A 21,692-nucleotide genomic window follows, 5' to 3' on the forward strand; every position below is an offset into this window, starting at 1 on the left:
ACCCTGCACGATAGCGGCGCGTCAGGAGTGCGCCCGCCGCATGAGCTTCTTCTCCTCGCGGCCGATGACCGCCATGATCGCGACGACGCCGAGGGCGCAGGCGGTCAGCACCGCGAAGGCGACGTCCCAGCCGAGGTAGCGGACCATGAGGCCGACGCCGGAGGAGGCGAGGGTCGCGCCCAGCAGGTAGCCGAACAGGCCCGTGAACCCCGCCGCGGTCCCGGCGACCTCGCGCGGGGAGAGGTCGATCGCCTGCAGGCCGATGAGCATGACCGGCCCGTAGATGAGACCGCCGATCACGGCGACCAGCACGATCGAGACCCAGATCGGTGCGCTCAGCGGCAGCAGCCAGTAGGCCATCAGCGCCACGGCGACCAGCGCCATGAACAGCATCCCGGTGCCGGAGCGGTAGCCGCGGAAGATCCGGTCGGAGATCCAGCCGCAGGCGAGTGTGCCGAGGATGCCGGCGAGCTCGAAGGTGACGAAGCCGGTGATCCCGTCGCCGATCTCGGCGCCGCGGACGTCGGCGAGGTACACCGTGACCCAGTTCAGCACGCCGTAGCGCAGGGCGTAGACGAAGACGTTGGCGACCGCGAGCAGCACGATCACGCGGTTGGTCAGGACGTGCGTGCGCACGAAGCGCCACATGGACGGCTTCTCGTCGCCGTCCGCCTGGATCGACACCTTCGCCGGATCGTCGCGGTACTCCTCGATGGGCGGCAGGCCCTCGGACTCGGGGGTGTCGCGCATCAGCCAGAAGGCGACGGCGGCCACGCCCAGGGCGATCACGGACGGGAACCAGAACGCGGCGCGCCAGTCGTCCGCCGTCCAGCTCAGGGCCGCCGCGGCGGCGACGCCGAGGCCGGCGGCGCCGACGTTGTGGGCGGTGTTCCACAGGGAGGTCTTCCAGCCGCGCTCGTTCGTGGAGAACCAGTGCACCAGGGTGCGACCGGACGCCGGCCAGCCCATCCCCTGGAACCAGCCGTTGACGAACATGACCGTCGCGAAGACGGCGATCGAGCCGGAGACCCACGGGACGGTCGCGACGAACAGGTTCACCAGCGCGCTGAGGGCCAGGCCCAGCGGCAGGAAGTAGCGGGCGTTGGAGCGGTCCGAGACCGTGGCCATGAAGAACTTGGAGAGCCCGTAGGCGAACAGGACGGCGTTGGCGATCAGGCCGATGCCGAGCTCGTCGATGCCCGTGTCCTCCATGAGCAGGGGCGCGACCAGGGAGACGTTGTTGCGGATCAGGTAGAACCCGGCGTAGCCGATGAAGATCCCCATGAACACGCCGAAGCGGCGGCGGGGGTAGACCCGGCGGACCTCCTCGTCGCTGAGGCGGGGGGCAGGGGGCGGGGCGGCGAGGAACCCGCGGCGCGTCGTCGCAGCCGGCTTCGTCGGGGCGGACATCGTTCTCCTTCATCGTCGGGGAGGGACGATGCCACCCTGTCAACGGCCCGGTGACCGCGGGGTGTCGGACGGTGACGTTCGGTGACGATGCTCGGCGGACAGGACCCGCAGCCGGTACCCCTGGCCGCGGACCGCCTCGATGAGGTCCTCGGGCGCGCCCTGGGAGCGCATCTGCTGGCGCAGCCGGTACACCATCGACTTGACCATGTCGCGCCCGCCCTCGGCGCTCGCGGTCCCCCACACGTCGCGCAGCAGGGAGCGCAGCGGGACGGGCCGCCCGGCCTCCTGGGCGAGGCGGGCCAGCAGCCGCAGCTCGGTCTCCGGCAGCTGGATCGGGGCCCCGTCCCAGCTGGCGCTCCCCGCGTCGCGGTCCACGCGCAGCGCCCCGCAGCGCAGCGCCCCGCGGCCGCCGGGGACGGCGGCGGTGCGCCGCAGCACGGCCGTGACGCGCAGGGCCAGCTCCCGGGGGCTGAAGGGCTTGGTGAGGTAGTCGTCGGCCCCGGCGCTGAGCCCGGCCACGCGGTCGTCGACCTCGCCGAGCGCGGTCAGCAGGATGACCGGCAGCTCGGAGGCGTCGCGCAGGCTGCGGCACAGCTCGATGCCGCTCTCCCCCGGCATCATCACGTCGAGCACCACGAGGTCGACGTCGCCGCCGGCGAGCACCGCGCGCGCCGCGGCGGCGTCCCGGGCGATCACGGTCCGCAGGCCCTGCGTCTCCAGGGCGAAGGAGATGATCGCGGTCATCTGCTCCTCGTCGTCGACGACGAGGATGCGCGGACTCGGCTCCGCCATCTCAGCCCTCCTCCCCGCCCGGCGCGGGCCAGGGCAGCACCACCATGATGCGGGTCCCGCGGCGGCTCAGGGTGTCCACGACGATGCGGCCCCCGTGGGCGTCGACGATCCGCGTGATGACGTCCATGCCGATCCCGGTCCCCTCGGGGTGGCCGCTGCCGCCGGGGGCGAACAGGGCGTCGCGGGCCTGCTCGTCCATGCCGGCGCCGTCGTCGGCGACCTCGATGACCGCTCCCTCGACGGTCTCGTCCACACGCACGGACACGCGCGCCTCCGGGCCGGCATGGCGGATCGCGTTGCCCAGGAGGTTCCACAGGACCTGCCGGATCATCCCCGCATCGACCTCGAGGACGAGCGGCCCGCCGCGGCTGTCGAGCTCCACCGGGCGGCGGCGGATGCGTCGCAGCTCGAGCACGGTCTCGCGCGCGAGGGCGCGCACGTCGACCGCCGTGCGGTCCAGGGCCGGGGTGCCGGCGTCCCACCGGGCCTCCAGCAGGAACCCCTCCGCCATCCCGATCACGAGCGTCGTGTTGTCCACGATCGTCGCGACGAAGGAGCGCTGGCGGCGGTTGAGCGGTCCGGGGCTCTCCTCGGCGAGCAGCTCGCCGGCGCCGCGGACGAGGGCCAGCGGGGTGCGGATCTCATGGGAGAGCATCCGCACGACGGCGCGGTCGGCCGCGACGGCCGGAGGCGGCGCGGCCGCCGCCGGACGGCGCGCACGGCCCAGCAGCAGCCCTGCCGCCGCCCCGATGAGGAGTCCCAGCAGCCCAGCCCCGAGCACCGCGTCCATGCCCCGGACCCTACCGTCCCGGCGCCCGTAGACTTCCCCGGTGCGCTGCCACCACTTCGACGCGGGCACCTGCCGCTCCTGCACCCTGCTGGGCATGCCGCGGGCGCGCCAGGTGGCGACCTCGCGCGAGCGCATCGAGGCGCTGCTGGCGCCGTTCCTCGCCCCGGGGACGGTGTGGGACGCGCCGATCCTCAGCGCCGACGCCGGCTTCCGGGCGAAGGCGAAGATGGTCGTCACCGGCACCGCGCAGGACCCGGTCCTCGGCATCGCCACCGGCGTCGACCTGGTGGACTGCCCGCTGTACCCGTCGGGCGTCGAGGAGCTCCTCGAGCAGGTCCGGCGGCTGATCCGCCGGGCCCAGGTCCCGCCGTACGACGTGGCCCGCCGGCGCGGGGAGCTCAAGCACGTGCTGGTGACCGTCTCCCCGGACGGCGAGCTGATGCTGCGCCTGGTGCTGCGCAGCCCCGGCCCGCTCGGGCGGATCCGCGAGCACCTGCCGGCCCTGCTCGCGGCCGCCCCGCGGCTGCGGGTGGTCAGCGCGAACATCCACCCCGAGCACAAGGCCGTCCTGGAGGGCGCCGAGGAGGTGCACCTGGCCGGGGACGAGGCCCTGGAGGTGCGCACCGGCGACGTCACCCTGCGGGTGCGCCCGCAGTCCTTCCTGCAGACCAACACCGAGGTCGCCGGCGCCCTGTACCGCCAGGTCGCGGACTGGGTCGACGAGATCGCCCCGGCGACGCTGTGGGACCTGTACTGCGGGATCGGCGGCTTCGCCCTCCACTGCGCCCGGTCGAGCGAGGTCACCGGGGTGGAGCTGTCGGCCCAGGCCATCGAGGCGGCCCGGGAGGCGGCCGCGGCCGCCGGCCTCGCTGCGACCTTCCATGCGGCCGATGCGACCGCCTGGGCGATCGCCGAGGCGCGGCGCATCGGGCCGCCCGATGCGGTGATCGTGAACCCGCCGCGCCGCGGCATCGGCCCCGACCTCGCCGGGTTCCTCGAGACCTCCGGCGTGCGCGACGTGATCTACTCCAGCTGCAACCCCGCCACCCTGGCCCGCGACCTCGCCGCCATGCCCGCGCTGCGCATCGTCGCCGGGCGCCTGGTGGACATGTTCCCGCACACGGAGCATGAGGAGGTCGTGGTCCGTCTGCGCCGGATACAGTGAACGGATGAGCCCCCTGCGCGTGGCTGTCCTGTCCCTGGGCGGCACCATCTTCATGTCCCAGGACCCGGCCGGATCCGGCGCCGCGCCGGGCACCGACGGGCACGCCGCCGTCACCGGCATCGTCGTCGACGGGGTGGCGGTCGACCACCACGAGGTCGCGAACATCGGATCCCCGTCGATCCGGCCCGCCCACCTGCGCGAGGCCCTGGATCTGGCCCGGGCGGCGGTCGACGCCGGTGCCACGGGCGTCGTCCTCAGCCACGGCACGGACACCCTGGAGGAGTCGGCCTTCCTGCTGGAGCGCTACTGGGACCGCCCCCAGCCCCTGGTGCTGACCGGGGCGATGCGGGCCGCGAACGCCCCGGGGGCCGACGGCCCCGCCAACCTGCGCGACGCCGTGCGGGCGGCCGTCGCCCCCGCCGCCCGGGCGCTGGGCGTGCTGGTGGTCATGGATGCCCAGGCCCATGGCGCCGACCGCGTCTCCAAGCTGTCCTCCCGCTCCATCGGCGCCTTCGGCTCGGAGCCGTCCGGGCCGCTGGCCGTGGTCGCCGAACGGGACCTCCACCTGCTGCATCGGCCGCTGGGCCGGGCCGCCCTCATCGGCGGGGACCTGCCGCGGGAGCTGCCGGCCGTGCCCGTGCTGGCGCTGGGCATCGGGGACGACGCCGCGCTGCTGGACGCCGTGCCCGCCGGCGCGCTCGCGGGCCTCGTGCTGGTGGGCTCGGGCATGGGCCATGTGCCCGCCTCGGCCATGGACCGGGTGCGGGCGCTGGTCGCCGCCGGCACCGCCGTGGTGGTCGCGACGCGGACCCCGCGCGGCGGCACCTCGGACCGCCACTACTCCTACCCGGGCAGCGAGGTGGACCTCCTCGCCGCGGGCGCGACCATGGCCGGTCTGCTGCCGGCGCACAAGGCGCGGCTGCTGCTGCAGGCGCTGCTGGCCGACGGCGCCGGGCCCGCGCGGATCCGTGCGGCCTTCGCCGACTTCGCCGTGTGAACACCCCGACAGCCACGGCGCCGCGAGCAGTGACACACTGGGAGCATCGGCCTTCGACCCAAGGAGCACCTATGAGCGTCCCCCTCGATCCCGCACCGTCCCTGCAGCAGTACGCGCATCCGGAGAAGCTCGTCACCACCGCCTGGCTGGCCGAGAACCTGGGCACCGAGGGCCTCGTGGTCGTCGAGTCCGACGAGGACGTGCTGCTGTACGAGACGGGCCACATCCCCGGCGCCGTGAAGATCGACTGGCACCTGGACCTCAACGACCCCGTCACCCGCGACTACGTCGACGGGGAGGGCTTCGCGCAGCTCATGGCGCGCAGCGGCATCTCCCGGGACACGACCATCGTCGTCTACGGCGACAAGTCGAACTGGTGGGCCGCCTACGCCCTGTGGGTGTTCGAGCTGTTCGGCCACCCCGACGTGCGCCTGCTCGACGGCGGCCGCGCCGCCTGGCAGGCCGAGGGACGGCCGATGACGAAGGACGCCCCGGAGCCCGCCGCCGCCGACTACCCGGTGGTCCCCCGCGAGGACGCCCCGATCCGTGCTTACCGCGAGCAGGTCCTCGACTTCCTCGGCGGGCAGCTGGTCGACGTGCGCTCCCCGCAGGAGTACACCGGCGAGCGCACCCACATGCCCGACTACCCGCAGGAGGGCACCGTGCGCGGCGGGCACATCCCCACGGCGCATTCCGTGCCGTGGGCCCGCGCCGCCGCCGAGGACGGCCGCTTCAAGGGTCGTGAGGACCTCGAGGCGATCTACCTCGCCGAGCAGGGCTTCGACGCCTCCGCCCCGGTGATCGCCTACTGCCGCATCGGCGAGCGCTCGAGCCACACCTGGTTCGTGCTGCGCTACCTGCTGGGGTTCGAGGACGTGCGCAACTATGACGGCTCCTGGACCGAGTGGGGCAACGCCGTGCGCCTGCCGATCGCCATCGGCGAGGAGCCCGGCGAGGCCCCGGCCCGATGAGCGCTCCCGCCCCGCTGCCCGCGGCCTTCGCGGAGATCGTCGACGACTTCCAGGCGCTCGGCGGCCGCGACCGGCTGCAGCTGCTGCTGGAGTTCTCCGAGGGACTGCCGGCGCTGCCCGAGCGGTATGCCGAGCACCCCGAGCTGCTCGAGCCCGTGCCGGAGTGCCAGTCGCCGATCTTCCTGGTCACCGAGGTGGAGGGCACCGGCCGGGAGGCCACCGCCCACCTGTTCTTCTCCGCCCCGCCGGAGGCGCCGACCACCCGGGGCTTCGCCGGGATCCTCGCCGAGGGCCTCGAGGGCCTCACCGTGGGCGAGGTGCTCGACGTCCCCGCCGACGTCACCGAGCAGCTGGGCCTCGCCGAGGTCGTCAGCCCCCTGCGCCTGCGGGGCATGGCCGGCATGCTGGGCCGCATCAAGCGCCAGCTCGCCGAGCGCGCCGGGGCCTGAGCCCGCCCGTCCGACCTCCCCCTCCCCCGGCGGCGAGTGCCGCCTCACGAGCCAGATCGGCCCGGATCCGGTTCGTGAGGCGGCACTCGCGGCGGGGCGGGCGGGAGGTCGCGGCGGGGCACCCCTTGCATCCCGCGAGTTAGCGATATATCGTGATGCTACGCGATATGAAAGGATACGATCATGCATACCCATCATGACCACCACGAGCGCCCCGACCGCGGGCGCCGGCATCACGACGAGGACTGGGACAGGGAGCTTCCGGGCGAGGGGCCGCGCGTCGGCCGTGGACCCCGGGGAGGCCGCGGCGGCCGGGGCTTCGGGCCGGGCTTCGGGCCGGGCTTCGGTCCCGGACCGGACGGCGAGCGCGGCCCGCGCCGCGGCGGCGGCCGCGGGCGCGGCGGCGGTCCGCATCGGGCGCCCCGCGGGGACGTGCGCACCGCGGTGCTGCTGCTCCTGCAGGAGGAGCCGATGCACGGCTACCAGCTCATGCAGACCATCGCCGAGCGCACCGGAGGGCGCTGGAGCCCCAGCCCCGGCGCCATCTACCCGACCCTCAGCCTGCTGGAGGACGAGGGCCTGGTCGCCACCGAGAAGGAGGGCGGGCGCAAGCTCGCGAGCCTGACCGACGCGGGCCGCCGCCACGTCGAGGAGAGCTCCTCCTCGTGGTCGAACCCGTTCCCCGGGCAGGACCCGCACTCCGACGAGGAGCGCGTGGACCTGCGCTCGCTGATGTTCGAGCTGCGCGGCGCGGTCCGCGAGGTGGGCCGGGCCGGCAGCGAGGCACAGATCGCCGAGGCCGCCGAGATCCTGGAGAGCGCGCGGGCCCGGATGTACCGGATCCTCGCGGGCGAGACCCCTCCCGCGACCGGGTCCTGATCAGGCCGGGACCGCCACGACCGCGGCGACGACCAGGGCGCAGACGGCGACCAGCAGGGCGTCGCCGCGCCCCAGGGGCACCGGCCGCCAGACGGTGCGGGGCCCGTCGGTCAGGCCCCGGGACTCCAGGGCGAAGGCCAGCCGCTCCCCGGAGCGCAGCGAGCCGACCAGCAGCGCGAAGGCGCAGCGGCCCAGCTGGCGCGGGGACAGCCTCTCCCGCCCCGACCGCACGAGATGCGCCCGGGTGATGGTCCGCCAGCGCCCCGGCAGATGCTCGAGCATGCGGTGCCCGGCCATCAGCGCATAGGCGATGCGAGGGCTCAGCCGGGCATGCTGGACCAGGGAGACCATGAGGGCGCGCGGCTCCGCGGCCCGCGCGAGGATCAGCGAGGCGGTGCCGATGGCCAGGGCCCGCAGGCCCAGCGCCACGCCGATGATCAGCCCCTCCGGGGCGGGGCGCGTGAGCGCGTTGACCACCACGATCCCGGCCGCGAACAGCACGAACGGGATCTGGGCGAGCGCCAGGCGCCGCGGAGGGAAGCGGGCGCCCGCGAGGGCGGCCAGCAGCAACAGCGCGTACAGGGCGCCCAGCCGCGGCACGTCGTGCAGGAACAGGGTGACCACGCTGGTGGCCAGCACCAGCCCCAGCAGCACCGTCGGGTTGCGGCGCGCGAGGTAGGCGGGCCTCATCGCAGCACCCCGTCCTCCAGGCGGAGCACCCGGTCCGCCCAGCGATGCGCCGCCTGAGCGTCGTGGCTGGTCAGGAGGACGGCGGCCCCCTCGTCGGCGGCGTCGCGCAGCAACCGCAGGGTCCGCACGGCGGCCGCACGGTCCAGGCCGTACCCGGGCTCGTCGGCCAGCAGGACCTCCCGGCCGTGCAGCAGCATGGCCCCGATCGAGAGCAGCCGCTTCTGCCCGCCGGAGAGCCGGTAGGGGCTGGCCTCGGCGTGCTCGGCCAGTCCGATCCGCGCGAGCATCGCCTCGACGCGATCGGCCGCGCCGGCGGGCAGGCCCTCGGCGAGCTCGGCCCGCACGGTCGCGGCGACGAACTGGTCCTCCGGGTTCTGGAGGACGAGGCCGGGCCGCGGGGAGCGGGAGGCGAGGGACTCCAGGAGCGTGGACTTGCCGGCGCCGTTCGCCCCCATGATCGCGACCATCTCCCCGCCGTGGAGGTCCAGCTCCAGGCCGCGCAGCACCGGCCGGACGCCGCGGGACACATGGAGGTCGCGCACCGTCATCCGCGCGGGCCCCAGGGGCACCTCCCGGGGGAGCCAGCAGCCCTGCGCGGCCAGGCGCGGGCCGTGCCGGGCGAGCACCGCGGCGGTGGGGCCGTCCTCCAGCACGCGGCCCCGCTCGTCCAGGGCGATGGTGCGCGGCGGGAGGCCGGCCAGGCCGCGCTCCCCCGCCCAGTCGTCGAGCCGGTGCTCCACGAGGATCACGGCGACCTCGGCGGGGAGGCCCTGGACGGCGCGGCGCACCGCCGCGACCCCTGAGGCGTCGAGCATGGCGGTCGGCTCGTCGAGCAGGAGCACCGCGGGGCGGGCCGCGAGGGCGGCGGCGAGGGCCACGCGCTGCAGCTCCCCGCCGGAGAGCTCGGCGGTCTCCCGCTCCTGCAGGTGCGCGGCGCCGACCTGCGCGAGCACCTCCGCGACGCGGGGGCCGATGTCCTCGGGCCTCCACCGGCGGTTCTCCAGCGGCAGGGCGACCTCGTCGGCGACCCGCGAGAGGCACACGCCGGCGACCGGGTCCTGCCCCACGAAGCCGACGCGGTCCGAGGTCGCGGCCACGCCCGCGCGGATCGGGTCGATGCCGTCGATGGACAGGGCGCCCTCGACGCGGCCGTGCACGTGCTGGGGGACGGCGCCGGCCAGCGCCCGCAGCAGGGTGGACTTCCCCGCGCCGCTGGGGCCGAGCACGAGCACGTGCTCGCCGGGGCCGATGCTGCCGCTCCAGGGGCCGACGCCCCCGCCGCCGGGCAGCACGATCTCGAGCTGCTCGGCGCGGATCATCGGCGCACGAGCTCGTCCGCGGCGACGGCGGGGCGCAGGTTCGCCAGCACGCCGGTGCCTTCGAGGGCGCGGACGATGCCCCGCGCCAGCAGGCCGCCCAGCAGGGCGCCGCTGAGCAGCTGGAGGGTCAGGCGCAGCGGGAGGATGTCCTGGCCCAGCCAGCCGAAGCGGACGGCGGACCAGAAGAACACGAGCCCCGCCCCGCACAGGCCGGAGGCGAGGAAGACGGCCGCGCCGTAGCGGCGGTAGCGGGTCAGGGCGAAGGGGATCTCCGAGCCGATGCCCTGGATGAGTCCGGTGATCAGCAGCAGGGGCCCGGCGGGGCTGCCGAGGAAGACGACCTCCACGGCGGCGGCGAGCAGCTCCGCGATCACGCCCACGAAGGGCTTGCGGAGGATCGCGAGGGCGATCGGCGCGACCAGCAGCCAGCAGCCGATGAGCAGGTTGCCGGTGAGGTCGCCGAGCGGGCCCATGAGGATCGACAGCGCCGTCCAGGCCTGCACGAAGACCCAGTACAGGAATCCGAAGACGACGCCGAGCACGACGATGACGACGATGTCGCGCAGGGTGAGGCGCGCGGTGGGGGTATGAGCTGCCATGTCAGGGGGTTCTTCCCAGGCGATGGCACGGGCGCGGACGGCGGTCGTCCGGCGAAGCTCCCTGCGCCGGCATGATCCGGATCAGGTTCTACGGTCGGAGTTGGAGAACTCCCTCTCAGCCCAGCTCACTGGACTCCCGTGCTCGGCGCGAGTATAGCCGCGCTCAGCTCTCGTCGACGATCTCGGGCTTCTCGTCGGAATCGACGGGGACGTGGTCGTGCCGGCAGATCGCGGCGTTGCCGGGGGCGTGGTGCATGATCGCGTGCGCGGTCGAGCCGAAGCGGCGCCGGCCCTCGCCGTGGTGGCCGACGACGATGATGCGGGCGCTCTCCGCGGCCGCGAGCAGCCCCCGCGGCACGGTGCGGTCCTCGAGGACCTCGCCGGTGACCTCCACCCCGGAGTCCGCGCCGAGCTCCTCGCGCGCCTGGGCGAGCGCGGTCTCGACGATGGCGCGGGCGGCATCCTCGCTCACGGCGGCGTGGCCGTCGACCACGCGCTGGACGTGGACGATGCGCAGCGGCGCCCTGCGGATCCGCGCCAGGCGCACCCCGGAGGAGACGGCGCCGAGGCCGGCGTCCGATCCGTCGACGCCCACCAGGACGGGGCCGTCGGGCTCCTCCTCGGAGCGCACCACGAGCACGGGGCAGCCGGAGTGGGTGACCAGGCCCAGGCTGACCGAGCCCAGCAGCATGCCGAAGAAGCCGCCGAGCCCGCGGTGGCCGACCACCAGCAGGCGGGCGGTGCGGGAGGCCTCGCCGAGCACGACCCGGGCGTGGCCGGTCACCAGCGAGGTGCCGACCTCGACGCCGGGCGCGGTCTCGCGGGCGAGGTCCGCGGCGTCGGAGAGCAGCCCGAGGGCCTGGTTGCGCAGCCCGCTGCCGGCGACGCCGTCGACGGGATCGACGTTCTTGCCCAGCAGCGGCCAGATCCAGGCGTGGACGATCCGCAGCTCCCGCCCGGCGTCCCGCGCCAGACGGGCCGCGTAGCGCACGGCGATCCTCGAGGCCTCGGAGTCGTCATGCCCGACGACGATCTTCCCGGTGAAGTCCATGACCCCAACCTACTCCGCGAGCATGACCTGCGTCACCTCGGCCCCTTGACAACCTACAACCCTTCGGTTGTATGTTGGGGGCGTGCACGAGACCGAGGAGGACCGGGCGGACGCCTGGTTCCACGCCCTGTCGGACCGCACGCGCCGGGACATCCTGCGGCGCGTGCTGGCCGGCGAGTCCTCCGTCTCGGCACTCGCCCGGAAGTACGACATGAGCCTCACGGCCGTGCAGAAGCACGTCGCGGTGCTCGAGAGGGCCGGCCTCATCACCCGGCGTCGGGCGGGCCGGGAGTCCCTGGCCCGCGGCGACGTCGAGGCGGTGCGATCGGTCCAGACGCTGCTCACCGAGCTCGAGGCCGTCTGGCGCGGGCGCATCGCCCGCATCGACCAGCTCCTCGAGAGCTCAGCCCAGGAGGATTGACCCATGCCCGTCACCGACGTGACCCACGACCTCGACGCCCTCACCCTGACCATGACCGCGCGGTTCGCCGCGCCGATCGACCAGGTCTGGGACGTGTACGCCGACCCGCGCAAGCTCGAGAAGGTCTGGGGTCCCGAGACGTACCCCGCGACCGTCGTCGACCATGAGCTCGCCCCCGGCGGCCGCGTTACCTACTTCATGACCGGCCCCGAGGGCGACAAGCACTACGGCTACTGGGAGGTGGACGCGGTCGACGCCCCGCGGTCCTTCACCTTCCGCGACGGCTTCGCCGACGAGACCTTCGCGAAGAACCCCGAGCTGCCCGAGTCGACCAACGAGTTCGTCTTCTCGGAGGTCGACGGCGGCACCGAGGCGGTCTACACCTCGACCTACGCCTCCCGCGAGGGGCTCGAGCAGGTGCTCGCCATGGGCGTGGTCGAGGGCGCGACCAGCGCGATCAACCAGATCGACGCGCTCCTCGCCGGTGGTGCCACGTCCACAGACTGATCGAGACGACCACGAAGACCAGCGAGGCGACGGCCGTGCTGGTCAGGTTCACCATCACGAGCGGAGCGATCGCCCCGGCCAGCAGCGCGTTCAGCACGAGCGAGAAGAACGTCGACAGCGAGGCGGCCGCTCCCCTCTCGTGGGGGAACAGGTCCAGGATCTCCAGCTGGATCGGGGAGAACATGAGCGCCACCGTGAAGGCGATGAGCATCGGCCCGATCACCGCGACCAGCAGCCCCGCCCCGAGCTCGCCGTCATAGGCGGGGGCGATCAGGGTCAGGACCACGTTGACCAGGCAGGTGACCACGGTGGCCGCGAGGGCGAGGGTGATCAGCCGGGTCCGGGGGACGATCTCCGCGACCCGGCCGGTCACCCAGGCGCCGGCCATCATGCCGATGATCAGCGGCACGAACAGCACCCAGAAGTCCTGCTCGCCCAGCCCCAGCAGGCCGGTGACGAAGATCGAGGCGCCGGCGATGTACAGGAACTGCGCCGCGAAGGCGAAGGCCGAGGCGATCGCCAGGCGCAGCATCGTGCCCGAGCTGCCCACCCGCAGCAGCGAGGCGAGGATCGCCCGCACCTTCAGCGGCGTCCTCTCCCCCGGCGGCAGGGTCTCCGGCAGCAGCGCCGTGAGGACGATGACCGCGATCGCGTACAGCGCGATCGCCCAGAACACGAGGCGCCAGCTGCCCAGCAGCAGCACCCAGCCGCCGAGGATCGGCGCGAGCGCCGGGGCGACGGAGAAGATCATCATGATGCTCGCCATGAGGCGCTGCGCCTGCGGCCCCGAGAACAGGTCCCGGACCACGACGCGGCTGACGATCGTCGCCGCGCCCGCGCTCGCGCCCTGCACCAGGCGCAGCGCGATGAGCACCTCGAGGCTGGGGGCGAAGGCGGAGGCGATCATCGCCAGGGTGTAGATCGCCAGGCCCCCGAGCATCACCCGCTTGCGCCCCAGCGCGTCCGAGAGCGGGCCGTGGAAGATGCTCATCACCGCGAAGGAGGCGAGGTAGGCGCTGACCAGCTGCTGGAGGGCCACCTCGTCGCGGCCGAACTCGGCGCCGATCCTCCCGAAGGCCGGGAAGATGGTGTCGATGGTGAACGGCCCGATCATCGCCAGCAGCGCGAGGGTCGCGGTGAGGCGGGCCCCGGCCTTCGCACGGGTGGGGGGCGGGGCGGCGGCGGCAGAGGTCACCGCACGATCCTACGCGTGCGTGACGTAGCGACGCAGGTCCTCGGCGGTCTGGCGGAGGTGCGCGGCCATCGCCTCCCGCGCCGCGGCGCCGTCCCCGCTCGCGAGCGCCGCGCGGACCCGGCGGTGCTCGACGATCGCGTGGGCCTGGATCTGCGGCACGGCGCTGGTCTCGGCGCGCGCCGCGGCGAGCACCGCGGACAGCGGCTCCATGAGCACGGGCACGAAGGGGTTGCCGCTGGCGGCGAGGACCACGGCGTGGAAGGCGAGGTCGGCGCGCACGAAGGCCTCCACATCGGCCGCGGCCGATGCCTCCTCCATGGCCGTCACCTGGGCGTCCAGCGCGGCGAGGTCCTCGGGGCCGATGCGCTCGGCGGCCAGCTGCGCGGCCCCGCACTCGAGGATCCCCCGCATCTCCAGCAGGTCGCGCGAGATCTGGGCGGGATCGCCCTGGGTGCTGAGGGCCTGGATCACCGCGGGCAGGGAGGTCCAGCTGCGGGTGGGGTTGACGTAGGTGCCGCGGCCGCGCTCGATGCGCACCAGCCCCTGGGCGTGGAGCACCTTGATGGCCTCGCGCACCGTCACGCGGCTGACCTCGTACTGGGAGACGAGCTCGTGCTCGCCGGGCAGGGGGGCGTGCTCGGGGAACTCCCCCGCGACGATGCGCTCGCGCAGCGAGTCCAGGACGTCGTCCACCAGCAGCCGTCGTGCCATCGTGCGCCTCCTCTTGCCAGCGGCGATTCTCGCATGCCACACTCGTTCCTGCCAGATGTCAGACATGTGACAGGTTCGAATCCCCGTGACGAAGGAGTCCGCCATGGCCGCGGCGCAGCGCATCCTCGTCGTCCTCGACGACGACCCCACCGGCACCCAGTCCGTCCACGACCTGCCGGTCCTCACCCGCTGGGAGGTGGCGGACCTCCGGTGGGCCTTCGACCAGGCGCCCGCGGCGGTGTACGTGCTGACCAACTCCCGCAGCCTCGAGCCGGCCGATGCCGCGCGCCGGAACGAGGAGGTCGCCCGCGCGGCGCTCGAGGCCGCCGCGCAGCGGGGCGTGGACATCGGCTTCGTCTCCCGCTCCGACTCGACCCTGCGCGGCCACTTCCCCCTCGAGACCGACGTGCTCGACCGCGTCCAGCGGGAGGTCACCGGCGCCGGGGCCGATGCGGTCGTGCTGGTCCCCGCCTTCCCCGAGGCCGGGCGCGTGACCATCGACGGCACCCACCACCTGCGCGCGGCCGATGGCACGCTGACCCCCGCCGGGGAGTCCGAGTTCGCGCGCGATGCCAGCTTCGGGTACACCGCCAGCCACCTCCCCGGCTGGGTCGAGGAGAAGTCCGCCGGGCGGATCCGGGCCGCGGACGTGCGCGTGCTGGACCTCGCCCTGCTGCGCGGCGGGCCGGAGGGCGTGGCCGCGGCCCTGCGCGAGCCCGGCACCGCGCCCCGCTGCGTGGTGGCCGACGCCGAGCACGAGGACGACCTGCGCGCCCTCGCCGCCGGGCTCGAGCTCGCCGAGGCGCAGGGGCTGCGGGTGATCCACCGCGTCGGCCCGCCGTTCGTGCGCGCCCGCATCGGCCAGGAGCCGCGCAGCCCGCTCACCGCGGACGAGGTCTACGCGGGACAGGATCCCGCCGAGCGCACCCCGGGCGGGCTCATCGTGGTGGGCTCGCACGTGGGCCTGACCACGCGGCAGCTGGAGCGGCTCCACGCCGGCCACGGCGCCGCCCGCACCGTCGAGCTCGACGTGCCGACCCTGCTGGAGGAGGACTCCCGCGCGCAGCACCTGCGCGACCGCGTCGCCGAGATCGTCGCCGCGCTCGCGCACGGGGACGTCGTCGTCCACACCTCCCGCACCCTCGTGCGCACCGAGGACGCCGACGGCTCCCTGCGGATCGCCCGCGCCGTGAGCTCCGCCGTGGTCGAGACGGTGCAGCGGGTGCTCGCGGCCGCGCCGCCGCGGTTCGTCATCGCCAAGGGCGGGATCACCTCCTCCGACGTCGCCGCGCACGGCCTGGAGATCCGCCGCGCCGTGGTGCGCGGGCCGATGCTGCCGGGGATCGTCTCCCTGTGGCAGGCCGTCGACGGCCCCGCCCGCGGCATCCCCTACGTCGTCTTCGCCGGGAACGTCGGCGACGACGACTCCCTGCTGCAGGTCACCCGCACCCTCTCCGCCACCGCCTCCGAAGGAGCCTCCGCATGAGCACCACCGCCGCCCGCACCGTCGCCGTCCTCGGCCTGGGAGCCATGGGCCTGCCCATGGCGACCCGGCTGGCCACGGGGGATCTCGCCGTGCGCGGCTTCGACATCTCCGCCGAGCGCGGCGAGCTCGCCGCCCGCGCCGGGGTCGCCGTGGCCGCGAGCGCCCGCGAGGCCGTCACCGGCGCGGATGCCGTGCTCCTCGCGGTGCGCGACGGCGCCCAGCTCGACGCCGTCCTGTTCGGCGAGGACGGCATCGCCGCGCACCTGCGCCGCGGCGCCGTGGTGCTGCTGACCAGCACCGTCGGCGCCGAGCCGGTGGTCGCGACCGCCGCCCGCCTGGCCGGGGCCGGGATCGGCCTGGTCGACGCGCCGCTGTCCGGCGGTCCCGTGCGCGCCGGGGAGGGGGACCTCCTGATCGTCGTCGGCGCCGCCGCGGCGGACCTCGAGGTCGCCCGGCCCGTGCTCGAGCGCCTCGCCTCCACCCTCACGGTCGTCGGCGAGCGCCCCGGGGACGGCCAGGCGCTGAAGACCGTCAACCAGCTGCTGTGCGGGGTGCACATCGCGGCCGCCGCCGAGGCGCTGGCCCTGGCCGACGCCCTGGGCCTGGACCGGGCCGGCACCCTCGAGGCCCTGCAGTCCGGGGCGGCCGCCTCGTTCATGCTCGGCAACCGCGGCCCGCGCATGCTCGAGGCGTACGAGGAGGGCGGCGCCGAGGTCCTCTCGCGGCTGGACATCTTCGTCAAGGACCTCGGCATCGTCGCCGACGCCGCCCGCCGCGAGGCCGTGCCCACGCCCGTCGCCGCCGCCGCGCAGCAGCTGTTCCTGCTGGGCGCCGCGCAGGGCAAGGGCGCGCAGGACGACTCCGCCGTGATCACGGCGCTCGCGCCGCAGCTGCGCGGATAGGCTGGACGGAACCGCTCCGAGGAGGACACCCGTGCCCGATGCCGCCCCGACCAGCCCCGCCGCTCTCGAGCTGCTCCAGGACGAGGCCGTGCGCTTCACCCAGGAGCTGATCCGGATCGACACCACCACCTACGGCGGGGACGACCCGGCCACCTGGGGGCCCGGCGAGCGGGCGGCGGCGGAGTACGTCGCCGAGAGGCTGCGCGAGGTGGGGCTGGAGCCGCAGCTCGTCGAGGCGTTCCCGACCCGCACGAACGTGCACGTGCGCATCCCCGGGGCGGACCGCGCGCGGGGCGGCCTGGTGCTGCACGGGCACCTGGACGTCGTGCCCGCGCGCGCCGAGGACTGGTCGGTGGATCCCTTCGGCGGGGAGATCATCGACGGGATGATCCACGGCCGCGGCGCCGTGGACATGAAGGACATGCTGGGCATGATGCTCGCCGTGGTCCGCCACATGATGCGCGAGGGCATCACCCCGCCGCGCGACCTGGTGGTCGTCTTCTTCGCCGACGAGGAGAACGCCTCCCAGCACGGCTCGCAGTGGGTCGTCGAGCACCACCCGGAGATCTTCGCCGGCTGCACCGAGGCCATCAGCGAGGTGGGCGGCTACTCGATCACCCTCCCGCAGCGCGAGGGCGGGCAGGACGTGCGCGCCTATCTCGTCCAGACGGCGGAGAAGGGCCTGGCCTGGGGCCGGCTGCGCGCCACGGGGCGGGCCAGCCACGGCTCGGTGCCGACCTCGCAGAACGCGATCGTGCGCCTCGCGGAGGCGATCGCCCGGATCGACGCGCACCCCTTCGCCCACGAGTACATCGCCAGCGTGCGCGAGCTGTTCGACGGGGTCACCGAGATCACCGGCCAGGGCTGGGACGAGGAGGATCCCGAGGCCTTCCTGCCGCTGCTGGGCGGTGCCCGCCAGTTCGTGGCCGGCACCCTGCAGGACACCATGAACGTGACGATGCTGGAGGCGGGCTACAAGGTCAACGTGGTCCCGCAGACGGCGGAGGCCGGCATCGACTGCCGCTTCCTGCCCGGGCACGAGGAGCAGCTGATGTCGCTGCTGACGGAGCTGGCCGGGGAGCACGTCGAGGTGATCATCGACTACCGCTCGATCTCCGTGGAGTCCCCCTCCACCGGGCCGCTGGTCGAGGCGATGACCGCAGCGATCCAGGCGGAGGACCCGGGCGCCCGCGTGCTGCCGTACTGCCTCAGCGGCGGCACGGACAACAAGGCGCTGAGCACCCTGGGGATCCGCGGCTACGGCTTCGTGCCCCTGCAGCTGCCGGCCGATCTGGACTTCGCCCCGCTGTTCCACGGCGTCGACGAGAGGGTGCCGGTCGACGCGGTCCGCTTCGGGGCCCGGGTGCTGCTGGGGATGATCACCCGCTGCTGAGCCGGCAGGTCAGGCCTCGGCGGCGGCGCGCTCGAGCAGATGCTCGACGAGGCTGCGGGCCCGCGCGCGGACCGTCTCGCGCGGGAGCGGCTCCTCGGCGATGAGCCAGGCGGACAGGGTCACGAAGATCCCGCCGCCCAGGAAGACGGCGCGGTCGCGCACGGTGCAGCCCGGAGGATCCACCGGGGAGGCCTCGAGCACCACCTCGAAGCGGTCGGCGAGGGCGCGGACGATCACGCCGTCGACGGCGGCGGAGACCTTCCAGCGGCTCACGACGCGCACCAGGTCGCCGTGGTCGACGAGGGCGTCCAGCACCCGCAGGATGCTGCGGCGCGCCCGGTCGGGGGCGGGGAGGTCGGCGGCGGCATCGGCCGCGTCCTCCTCGGCGAGGGAGTCCAGGACGGGGACGATGAGCATCTTCGCCACGTCCTCGAGATCCGAGAAATGGGTGTAGAAGGCCGCACGCGAGATCCCGGCCTCCTTGGCGAGGGAGAACACGGTGATGTCGTCCCGACCCTCGGCCGCCAGACGCACCATGGCGTCCATCACGGCCTGGCGGGTGCGCGCCGGTCGGGGGTCTGCGGCCCGGGTCTTCTCTGGCTTCGGGTCGGAGGAGGAGGGGGACGGCATGACCTCATGGTAGCCGTTGGTATACCGATCATGCGAACAGGTGCCGCCGCCCGGTCGGATCGCCCTGCCACGGTGACCTGCACGGATGGTCAGGTACGGCGGCTGCAGCGGAGCATCCAGGCGCCGGAGGCCAGGGCCAGGAGGGCCAGGGCGCCGAGCGCGGCGGTCTCCGCGCCGGTCAGGGCGAGCGGCCCGGCGGGGGTCGGGGCGGCCGTCCCCGCGCCCGAGGGGACGGCGCCCGCTCCCGCGGCCGCATCGCCCGGGAGCGCCTGCTCCCCCGCGGCCGTCGCCGCCTCCGCATCGGCCGACGGGGAGGCCGACGGCCCGCCCGTGCCCTCCGCCGGGGCCACCGGGGCGGCGGCGCGCTCGGGGACGAGGAGATCGGGCGCGGCGGACGCCGGCGCCGCGCCGGTCGCGGCGGACGCGGAGGCCCCGCCGCCGGCCGGCGGCGCGGCGGGATCCTCGAGCGCGCAGTCGTTCGGGGCGCCGGGCGTCGCGCTCGCCTGCGCCCGGAAGGCGCCGGCGCACAGGCCGAGGCTCGGCGCGACATGGTCGATCCAGGACACCTCGCCCAGCCGGGACCCGTCGGGCGCGAGCAGCCGCACGGCGTCCTGCGCCCCGAGGTCGAAGCCGAGGTCGTCGCCGGCGATCAGGAGCAGGCCGCCGGCGGCCACGACGGTCCCGTCCGGGATCTCGTGGGCGCGGGAGCCGTCGGCGGCGGTCACGACGTACCCGCCCAGATCGACGGGCGCCTCCCCGAGGTTCTTCAGCTCCACGAAGTCCTCGCCCTGGGAGCGGGCCTCGTGGAGGACCACGGGGGCGGCGCAGCGGTTGGCCTCGCCCTTGCTGGGGGCATCGCTCACCACGAGGTCGCCCGTGCCGTCGGGGCACCGCTGGAGGGACGGGCGGGCGTGCGCACCATCGGCCCAGCCGACCCGGTCGGCGAGGGTGCCCTCGGGGGTGTGCAGGCGCACGCCGCCGCCCGCGCCGAGGTCCATCCCCAGCTCCGGGCCGGCGAGCACCAGGTGCTCGCCGGGGGCGATCACGGTCCCGGCCGGGAGCACCGTGACGGCCGGGGAGTCCTCGTCCCGCAGCGACCAGTCGGTGAGGTCCACCGGCTCGGGGCCGATGTTCGTCAGCTCCACCCAGTCCCCGGGGTCGCCGCCGGCGGAGACGACTTCGTCGATGACGATCCAGTCCGCGCGCGCCGGCGGCTGCGTGGGGGCCGGGGGCTGCGCCTCCACGGGGACGGGCGCGGCGTTCTCGGCACCGGGGGTCGGCTCCGAGGAGACCCGCAGTGCGCCGTCGACCACGATGTAGGTGGTCTCCGCCGGGGTGTCCCAGGTGACGGCGTCGACCTCGGTGACGCCGTCGGGGAGGAACAGCCGCGCGCTGTCCGCGGAGCCCAGGCCGAAGTCGAAGCCGCCGTCCCCCTCGACGTCCTCCCCCGCGAGCAGGACGTGCGCGCCGGGGGCGATCACCGTGCCCGCCGGGACGGTCCAGTCGCGATCGTCCTGGTCGTCGCGCAGGTACCAGCCCGAGACGTCGACCGGGTCGGTGCCGCGGTTGGTGATCTCGACCCAGTCGTGCCCGTCGCCGTCGGACTCCACCTCGCTGATGCGCACGTCCTGGCCCGGATCCGCCGTCGCCGGGGCGAGGCCGAGCGGGAGCACGAGCAGCGCCGCGAGGAGCAGCAGGTGGGAGGGGCGGGGCACGGGAGGCTCCTGGGAGGAGTCGGGGCGGGGAGGGACGTCTGGGCACATCTGATCACCTCCCGGGCCGCGGCGCACCTCCTGCCCACGAGATGGCGCCCCTCAGCCCTCGCTGCCGCCGGGCAGGGCGGCCACCAGGTCGTACAGGGCCCGATGGGCGCTGCGGCGGGCCGCGTGGGCCGCGGCGGCGTCCTCCTGCGGGGCCGTGGCGCCGGCGCCGGGCCGGGCGCCCAGCGGCAGGATCCGGTGCGGGAGGTCCAGGGCGTCGGCCGCGGCGATCGCCGCGCCGACGAGCGCCGCCTCCCCGTCCTCGGCCGTCCGCACGGTGCGACCGGTGACATCGGCGAGGATCCTCCGCCAGGGGGCGGACCGGGCTCCGCCGCCGACGACGACGAGCTCCTGCGTGCCGGCGTCCAGGCCGTGCGCGAGGGCGTGGGCGACCCCTTCGAGGACGGCGGCGTACAGGTCGATCCCGCGGGTGGTGGCATCGGCCCCGACGATCGCGGCGCGCAGCGCCTGGTCGCGCACCGGGAACCGCTCCCCGTGGATCGAGGGCAGGGCGAGCAGGCCCGAGGGCCCGCGACCGCGCTCCTGCGCGCGGCGCTCGAGCAGGGCATCGGCCCGGGCGGGGCCGGCCCCGTCGAGCAGGGCTTCCCGGCCCCAGGCGGCGGCGGAGCCCGCGGCCAGCAGCGCCGCGATCCGCAGCTCGGGCGCCGCGGCGTCCGGCCCGGGCAGGGCGAGGCGGTGCGCGGCGTCGCCGGGGGCGTCGGCCGGCTCCGCGGGAGCGACCCGGGCCAGCCAGCCGCTGGACCCGAGATAGGCGTAGGCGCTGCCGGGGTCGAGGCCGACGGTGCCGAGCGTGGTCGCGGCCGCGTCGCCGGGCGCCGTGACCACCGGGATGCCGGCGGGCAGGCCGAGCACGGCCGCGGCCCGCGCCCCGGTGCGCCCGACGAGCTCCCCGACCCGGGTGCTCCGGCGCGGCAGCAGGGACATCGGCAGCCCGGCGGCGGCGCACGCCTGCGCGTCCCAGTCGCGCCGGTCGAGGTCCAGCAGGCCGGCCGCGGAGGCGGTCGTGTCATCGACGTGGCGGCCCAGGCCCAGCGCCTGGACCAGGTGCCCGGCCGGTCCCAGCACGATGCCGGCGGCGCGCCGGGCGAGACCGGGATCCTCCTCGAGGCGGCGCATCCACTGCGCCGGGATCGCCGTGGCGTCCTGCCGGGTGCCGGTGCGCTGCTCCCACCGCGGGTGGAGGCTGCGCAGCCGCTCGGCCTGCGCCGCGGAGCGCGTGTCGCTGTACAGCAGGGCGGGGCCGATGGCCTCCCCCTGCGCGTCCAGGACCACGAGGTCCTGCATCTGGCCGGTGACGGCGAGCGCGGCGGGGCGCACCGGACCGGCGACCGCGAGCACCTCCTGGAGGCTCTCGCGCGCCGCCCGCAGCCAGTCCCGGGGATCCTGCTCGGCGGCCCCGGGGGCGGGGACGGCGGTGGGATACCCGGCCGATGCCCGCGCCGGCCGGCCCCCGCCTCCGCGCACGACCGCTCCGCGCAGGTCCAGCAGGGCGGCCTTCGCCCCCGACGTGCCGAGATCGAGGGCGAGGATCGCGGGATCGGCCACGGCGCGCCC

General features: G+C 75.1%; 22 protein-coding genes and 1 riboswitch. Of the genes, 10 read left to right on the forward strand and 12 right to left on the reverse strand.

From position 1 onward, the window contains the following. Positions 1-21: 21 nt before the first annotated feature. The 3 genes from BF93_RS13675 to BF93_RS13685 are packed head-to-tail and all read right to left on the reverse strand — an operon-like array spanning position 22 to position 2,992. Complete coding sequence (locus BF93_RS13675; RefSeq protein WP_038373390.1) at positions 22-1,410, reverse strand: MFS transporter; 1,389 nt, start codon at positions 1,408-1,410, stop codon at positions 22-24. Positions 1,411-1,449: 39 nt separating this feature from the next. Continuing rightward, positions 1,450-2,202, reverse strand: a complete 753-nt coding sequence (locus BF93_RS13680) for a response regulator transcription factor (protein ID WP_084148561.1) — start codon at positions 2,200-2,202, stop codon at positions 1,450-1,452. 1 nt (position 2,203) lies between these two features. Beyond that, complete coding sequence (locus BF93_RS13685) at positions 2,204-2,992, reverse strand: sensor histidine kinase (protein ID WP_038373392.1); 789 nt, start codon at positions 2,990-2,992, stop codon at positions 2,204-2,206. A gap of 40 nt (positions 2,993-3,032) precedes the next feature. On the opposite strand from BF93_RS13685, the gene rlmC reads away from it, so the two are divergent. The 5 genes from rlmC to BF93_RS13710 all read left to right on the forward strand — a co-directional run bounded on the left by rlmC (position 3,033) and on the right by BF93_RS13710 (position 7,453). After that, positions 3,033-4,157 carry a 23S rRNA (uracil(747)-C(5))-methyltransferase RlmC gene (rlmC, locus tag BF93_RS13690; protein ID WP_038373393.1) on the forward strand — a complete coding sequence of 375 codons (1,125 nt, stop codon included), beginning with the start codon at positions 3,033-3,035 and terminating at the stop codon, positions 4,155-4,157. A 4-nt stretch (positions 4,158-4,161) separates the two neighbouring features. Continuing rightward, complete coding sequence (locus BF93_RS13695; protein WP_038373394.1) at positions 4,162-5,154, forward strand: asparaginase; 993 nt, start codon at positions 4,162-4,164, stop codon at positions 5,152-5,154. 71 nt (positions 5,155-5,225) lie between these two features. Next, on the forward strand, positions 5,226-6,125 hold the full coding sequence (locus tag BF93_RS13700; protein WP_038373396.1) for a sulfurtransferase: 900 nt from the start codon (positions 5,226-5,228) through the stop codon (positions 6,123-6,125). After that, positions 6,122-6,574 (forward strand): SufE family protein, encoded by a 453-nt coding sequence (locus BF93_RS13705; protein ID WP_038373398.1) that lies wholly within the window; start codon positions 6,122-6,124, stop codon positions 6,572-6,574. The genes BF93_RS13700 and BF93_RS13705 overlap by 4 nt, the downstream gene beginning before the upstream one ends. Before the next feature lie 183 nt (positions 6,575-6,757). Further along, the gene (locus BF93_RS13710; protein ID WP_038373399.1) at positions 6,758-7,453 is read left to right on the forward strand and encodes a PadR family transcriptional regulator; all 696 of its coding nucleotides are present in this window, start codon (positions 6,758-6,760) and stop codon (positions 7,451-7,453) included. Here the strand turns inward: BF93_RS13710 and BF93_RS13715 are convergent, their stop codons facing one another. The 4 genes from BF93_RS13715 to BF93_RS13730 all read right to left on the reverse strand — a co-directional run bounded on the left by BF93_RS13715 (position 7,454) and on the right by BF93_RS13730 (position 11,112). After that, entirely contained in the window at positions 7,454-8,143 is a 690-nt protein-coding gene (locus BF93_RS13715) for an energy-coupling factor transporter transmembrane component T family protein (protein WP_038373400.1), read from the reverse strand. Continuing rightward, positions 8,140-9,462 carry an ABC transporter ATP-binding protein gene (locus BF93_RS13720; protein WP_051486967.1) on the reverse strand — a complete coding sequence of 441 codons (1,323 nt, stop codon included), beginning with the start codon at positions 9,460-9,462 and terminating at the stop codon, positions 8,140-8,142. The genes BF93_RS13715 and BF93_RS13720 overlap by 4 nt, the downstream gene beginning before the upstream one ends. After that, positions 9,459-10,061 carry an ECF transporter S component gene (locus BF93_RS13725; RefSeq protein ID WP_038373401.1) on the reverse strand — a complete coding sequence of 201 codons (603 nt, stop codon included), beginning with the start codon at positions 10,059-10,061 and terminating at the stop codon, positions 9,459-9,461. Before BF93_RS13725 ends, BF93_RS13720 begins: the two co-directional genes overlap by 4 nt. Before the next feature lie 41 nt (positions 10,062-10,102). After that, positions 10,103-10,211, reverse strand: a riboswitch (TPP riboswitch). A 13-nt stretch (positions 10,212-10,224) separates the two neighbouring features. After that, positions 10,225-11,112 carry a universal stress protein gene (locus tag BF93_RS13730; RefSeq protein ID WP_051486968.1) on the reverse strand — a complete coding sequence of 296 codons (888 nt, stop codon included), beginning with the start codon at positions 11,110-11,112 and terminating at the stop codon, positions 10,225-10,227. 82 nt (positions 11,113-11,194) lie between these two features. On the opposite strand from BF93_RS13730, the gene BF93_RS13735 reads away from it, so the two are divergent. Then, positions 11,195-11,533: an ArsR/SmtB family transcription factor gene (locus tag BF93_RS13735; RefSeq protein ID WP_038373402.1), complete on the forward strand. Its 339-nt coding sequence runs from the start codon at positions 11,195-11,197 to the stop codon at positions 11,531-11,533. A gap of 3 nt (positions 11,534-11,536) precedes the next feature. Then, positions 11,537-12,040, forward strand: coding sequence for an SRPBCC family protein (locus BF93_RS13740; RefSeq protein WP_038373404.1), 504 nt, complete (start codon positions 11,537-11,539; stop codon positions 12,038-12,040). On the opposite strand, the gene BF93_RS13745 is transcribed toward BF93_RS13740, so the two are convergent. Both BF93_RS13745 and BF93_RS13750 read right to left on the reverse strand, forming a co-directional pair. Beyond that, complete coding sequence (locus BF93_RS13745; RefSeq protein ID WP_038373405.1) at positions 11,991-13,235, reverse strand: multidrug effflux MFS transporter; 1,245 nt, start codon at positions 13,233-13,235, stop codon at positions 11,991-11,993. The two genes, BF93_RS13740 and BF93_RS13745, sit on opposite strands and share 50 nt — an antisense overlap. A gap of 9 nt (positions 13,236-13,244) precedes the next feature. Further along, a complete protein-coding gene (locus BF93_RS13750) occupies positions 13,245-13,946 on the reverse strand; it encodes a FadR/GntR family transcriptional regulator (RefSeq protein ID WP_038373406.1) in 702 nt (233 codons plus the stop codon). A 103-nt stretch (positions 13,947-14,049) separates the two neighbouring features. Here BF93_RS13750 and BF93_RS13755 point away from each other — a divergent pair, with 103 nt between their 5' ends. The 3 genes from BF93_RS13755 to BF93_RS13765 are packed head-to-tail and all read left to right on the forward strand — an operon-like array spanning position 14,050 to position 17,727. After that, positions 14,050-15,432, forward strand: a complete 1,383-nt coding sequence (locus tag BF93_RS13755; RefSeq protein ID WP_084148563.1) for a four-carbon acid sugar kinase family protein — start codon at positions 14,050-14,052, stop codon at positions 15,430-15,432. Further along, positions 15,429-16,334, forward strand: coding sequence for an NAD(P)-dependent oxidoreductase (locus BF93_RS13760; protein ID WP_038373407.1), 906 nt, complete (start codon positions 15,429-15,431; stop codon positions 16,332-16,334). Before BF93_RS13755 ends, BF93_RS13760 begins: the two co-directional genes overlap by 4 nt. A 31-nt stretch (positions 16,335-16,365) precedes the next feature. Beyond that, positions 16,366-17,727, forward strand: coding sequence for a M20/M25/M40 family metallo-hydrolase (locus tag BF93_RS13765; protein WP_038373408.1), 1,362 nt, complete (start codon positions 16,366-16,368; stop codon positions 17,725-17,727). 9 nt (positions 17,728-17,736) lie between these two features. On the opposite strand, the gene BF93_RS13770 is transcribed toward BF93_RS13765, so the two are convergent. From BF93_RS13770 to BF93_RS13780, 3 genes are all read right to left on the reverse strand, one after another. Continuing rightward, a complete protein-coding gene (locus BF93_RS13770; protein ID WP_038373409.1) occupies positions 17,737-18,357 on the reverse strand; it encodes a TetR/AcrR family transcriptional regulator in 621 nt (206 codons plus the stop codon). Positions 18,358-18,446: 89 nt separating this feature from the next. Beyond that, complete coding sequence (locus tag BF93_RS13775) at positions 18,447-20,072, reverse strand: lamin tail domain-containing protein (RefSeq protein ID WP_038373411.1); 1,626 nt, start codon at positions 20,070-20,072, stop codon at positions 18,447-18,449. Positions 20,073-20,171: 99 nt separating this feature from the next. Then, positions 20,172-21,683 (reverse strand): FGGY family carbohydrate kinase, encoded by a 1,512-nt coding sequence (locus tag BF93_RS13780; protein WP_051486970.1) that lies wholly within the window; start codon positions 21,681-21,683, stop codon positions 20,172-20,174. Positions 21,684-21,692 lie beyond the last annotated feature (9 nt).

The organism is Brachybacterium phenoliresistens (assembly GCF_000576425.1).
Lineage (GTDB): Bacteria > Actinomycetota > Actinomycetes > Actinomycetales > Dermabacteraceae > Brachybacterium > Brachybacterium phenoliresistens.

Coding starts and splice junctions, on each gene's coding strand:
- BF93_RS13760 (WP_038373407.1), top strand. CDS start 15,429: ATGAGCACCACCGCCGCCCGCACCGTCGCCGTCCTCGGCCTGGGAGCC.
- BF93_RS13770 (WP_038373409.1), bottom strand. CDS start 18,357: ATGCCGTCCCCCTCCTCCTCCGACCCGAAGCCAGAGAAGACCCGGGCC.
- BF93_RS13720 (WP_051486967.1), bottom strand. CDS start 9,462: ATGATCCGCGCCGAGCAGCTCGAGATCGTGCTGCCCGGCGGCGGGGGC.
- BF93_RS13685 (WP_038373392.1), bottom strand. CDS start 2,992: ATGGACGCGGTGCTCGGGGCTGGGCTGCTGGGACTCCTCATCGGGGCG.
- BF93_RS13710 (WP_038373399.1), top strand. CDS start 6,758: ATGCATACCCATCATGACCACCACGAGCGCCCCGACCGCGGGCGCCGG.
- BF93_RS13680 (WP_084148561.1), bottom strand. CDS start 2,202: ATGGCGGAGCCGAGTCCGCGCATCCTCGTCGTCGACGACGAGGAGCAG.
- BF93_RS13730 (WP_051486968.1), bottom strand. CDS start 11,112: ATGGACTTCACCGGGAAGATCGTCGTCGGGCATGACGACTCCGAGGCC.
- BF93_RS13750 (WP_038373406.1), bottom strand. CDS start 13,946: ATGGCACGACGGCTGCTGGTGGACGACGTCCTGGACTCGCTGCGCGAG.
- BF93_RS13695 (WP_038373394.1), top strand. CDS start 4,162: ATGAGCCCCCTGCGCGTGGCTGTCCTGTCCCTGGGCGGCACCATCTTC.
- BF93_RS13675 (WP_038373390.1), bottom strand. CDS start 1,410: ATGTCCGCCCCGACGAAGCCGGCTGCGACGACGCGCCGCGGGTTCCTC.
- BF93_RS13705 (WP_038373398.1), top strand. CDS start 6,122: ATGAGCGCTCCCGCCCCGCTGCCCGCGGCCTTCGCGGAGATCGTCGAC.
- BF93_RS13700 (WP_038373396.1), top strand. CDS start 5,226: ATGAGCGTCCCCCTCGATCCCGCACCGTCCCTGCAGCAGTACGCGCAT.
- BF93_RS13725 (WP_038373401.1), bottom strand. CDS start 10,061: ATGGCAGCTCATACCCCCACCGCGCGCCTCACCCTGCGCGACATCGTC.
- BF93_RS13740 (WP_038373404.1), top strand. CDS start 11,537: ATGCCCGTCACCGACGTGACCCACGACCTCGACGCCCTCACCCTGACC.
- BF93_RS13755 (WP_084148563.1), top strand. CDS start 14,050: ATGGCCGCGGCGCAGCGCATCCTCGTCGTCCTCGACGACGACCCCACC.
- BF93_RS13715 (WP_038373400.1), bottom strand. CDS start 8,143: ATGAGGCCCGCCTACCTCGCGCGCCGCAACCCGACGGTGCTGCTGGGG.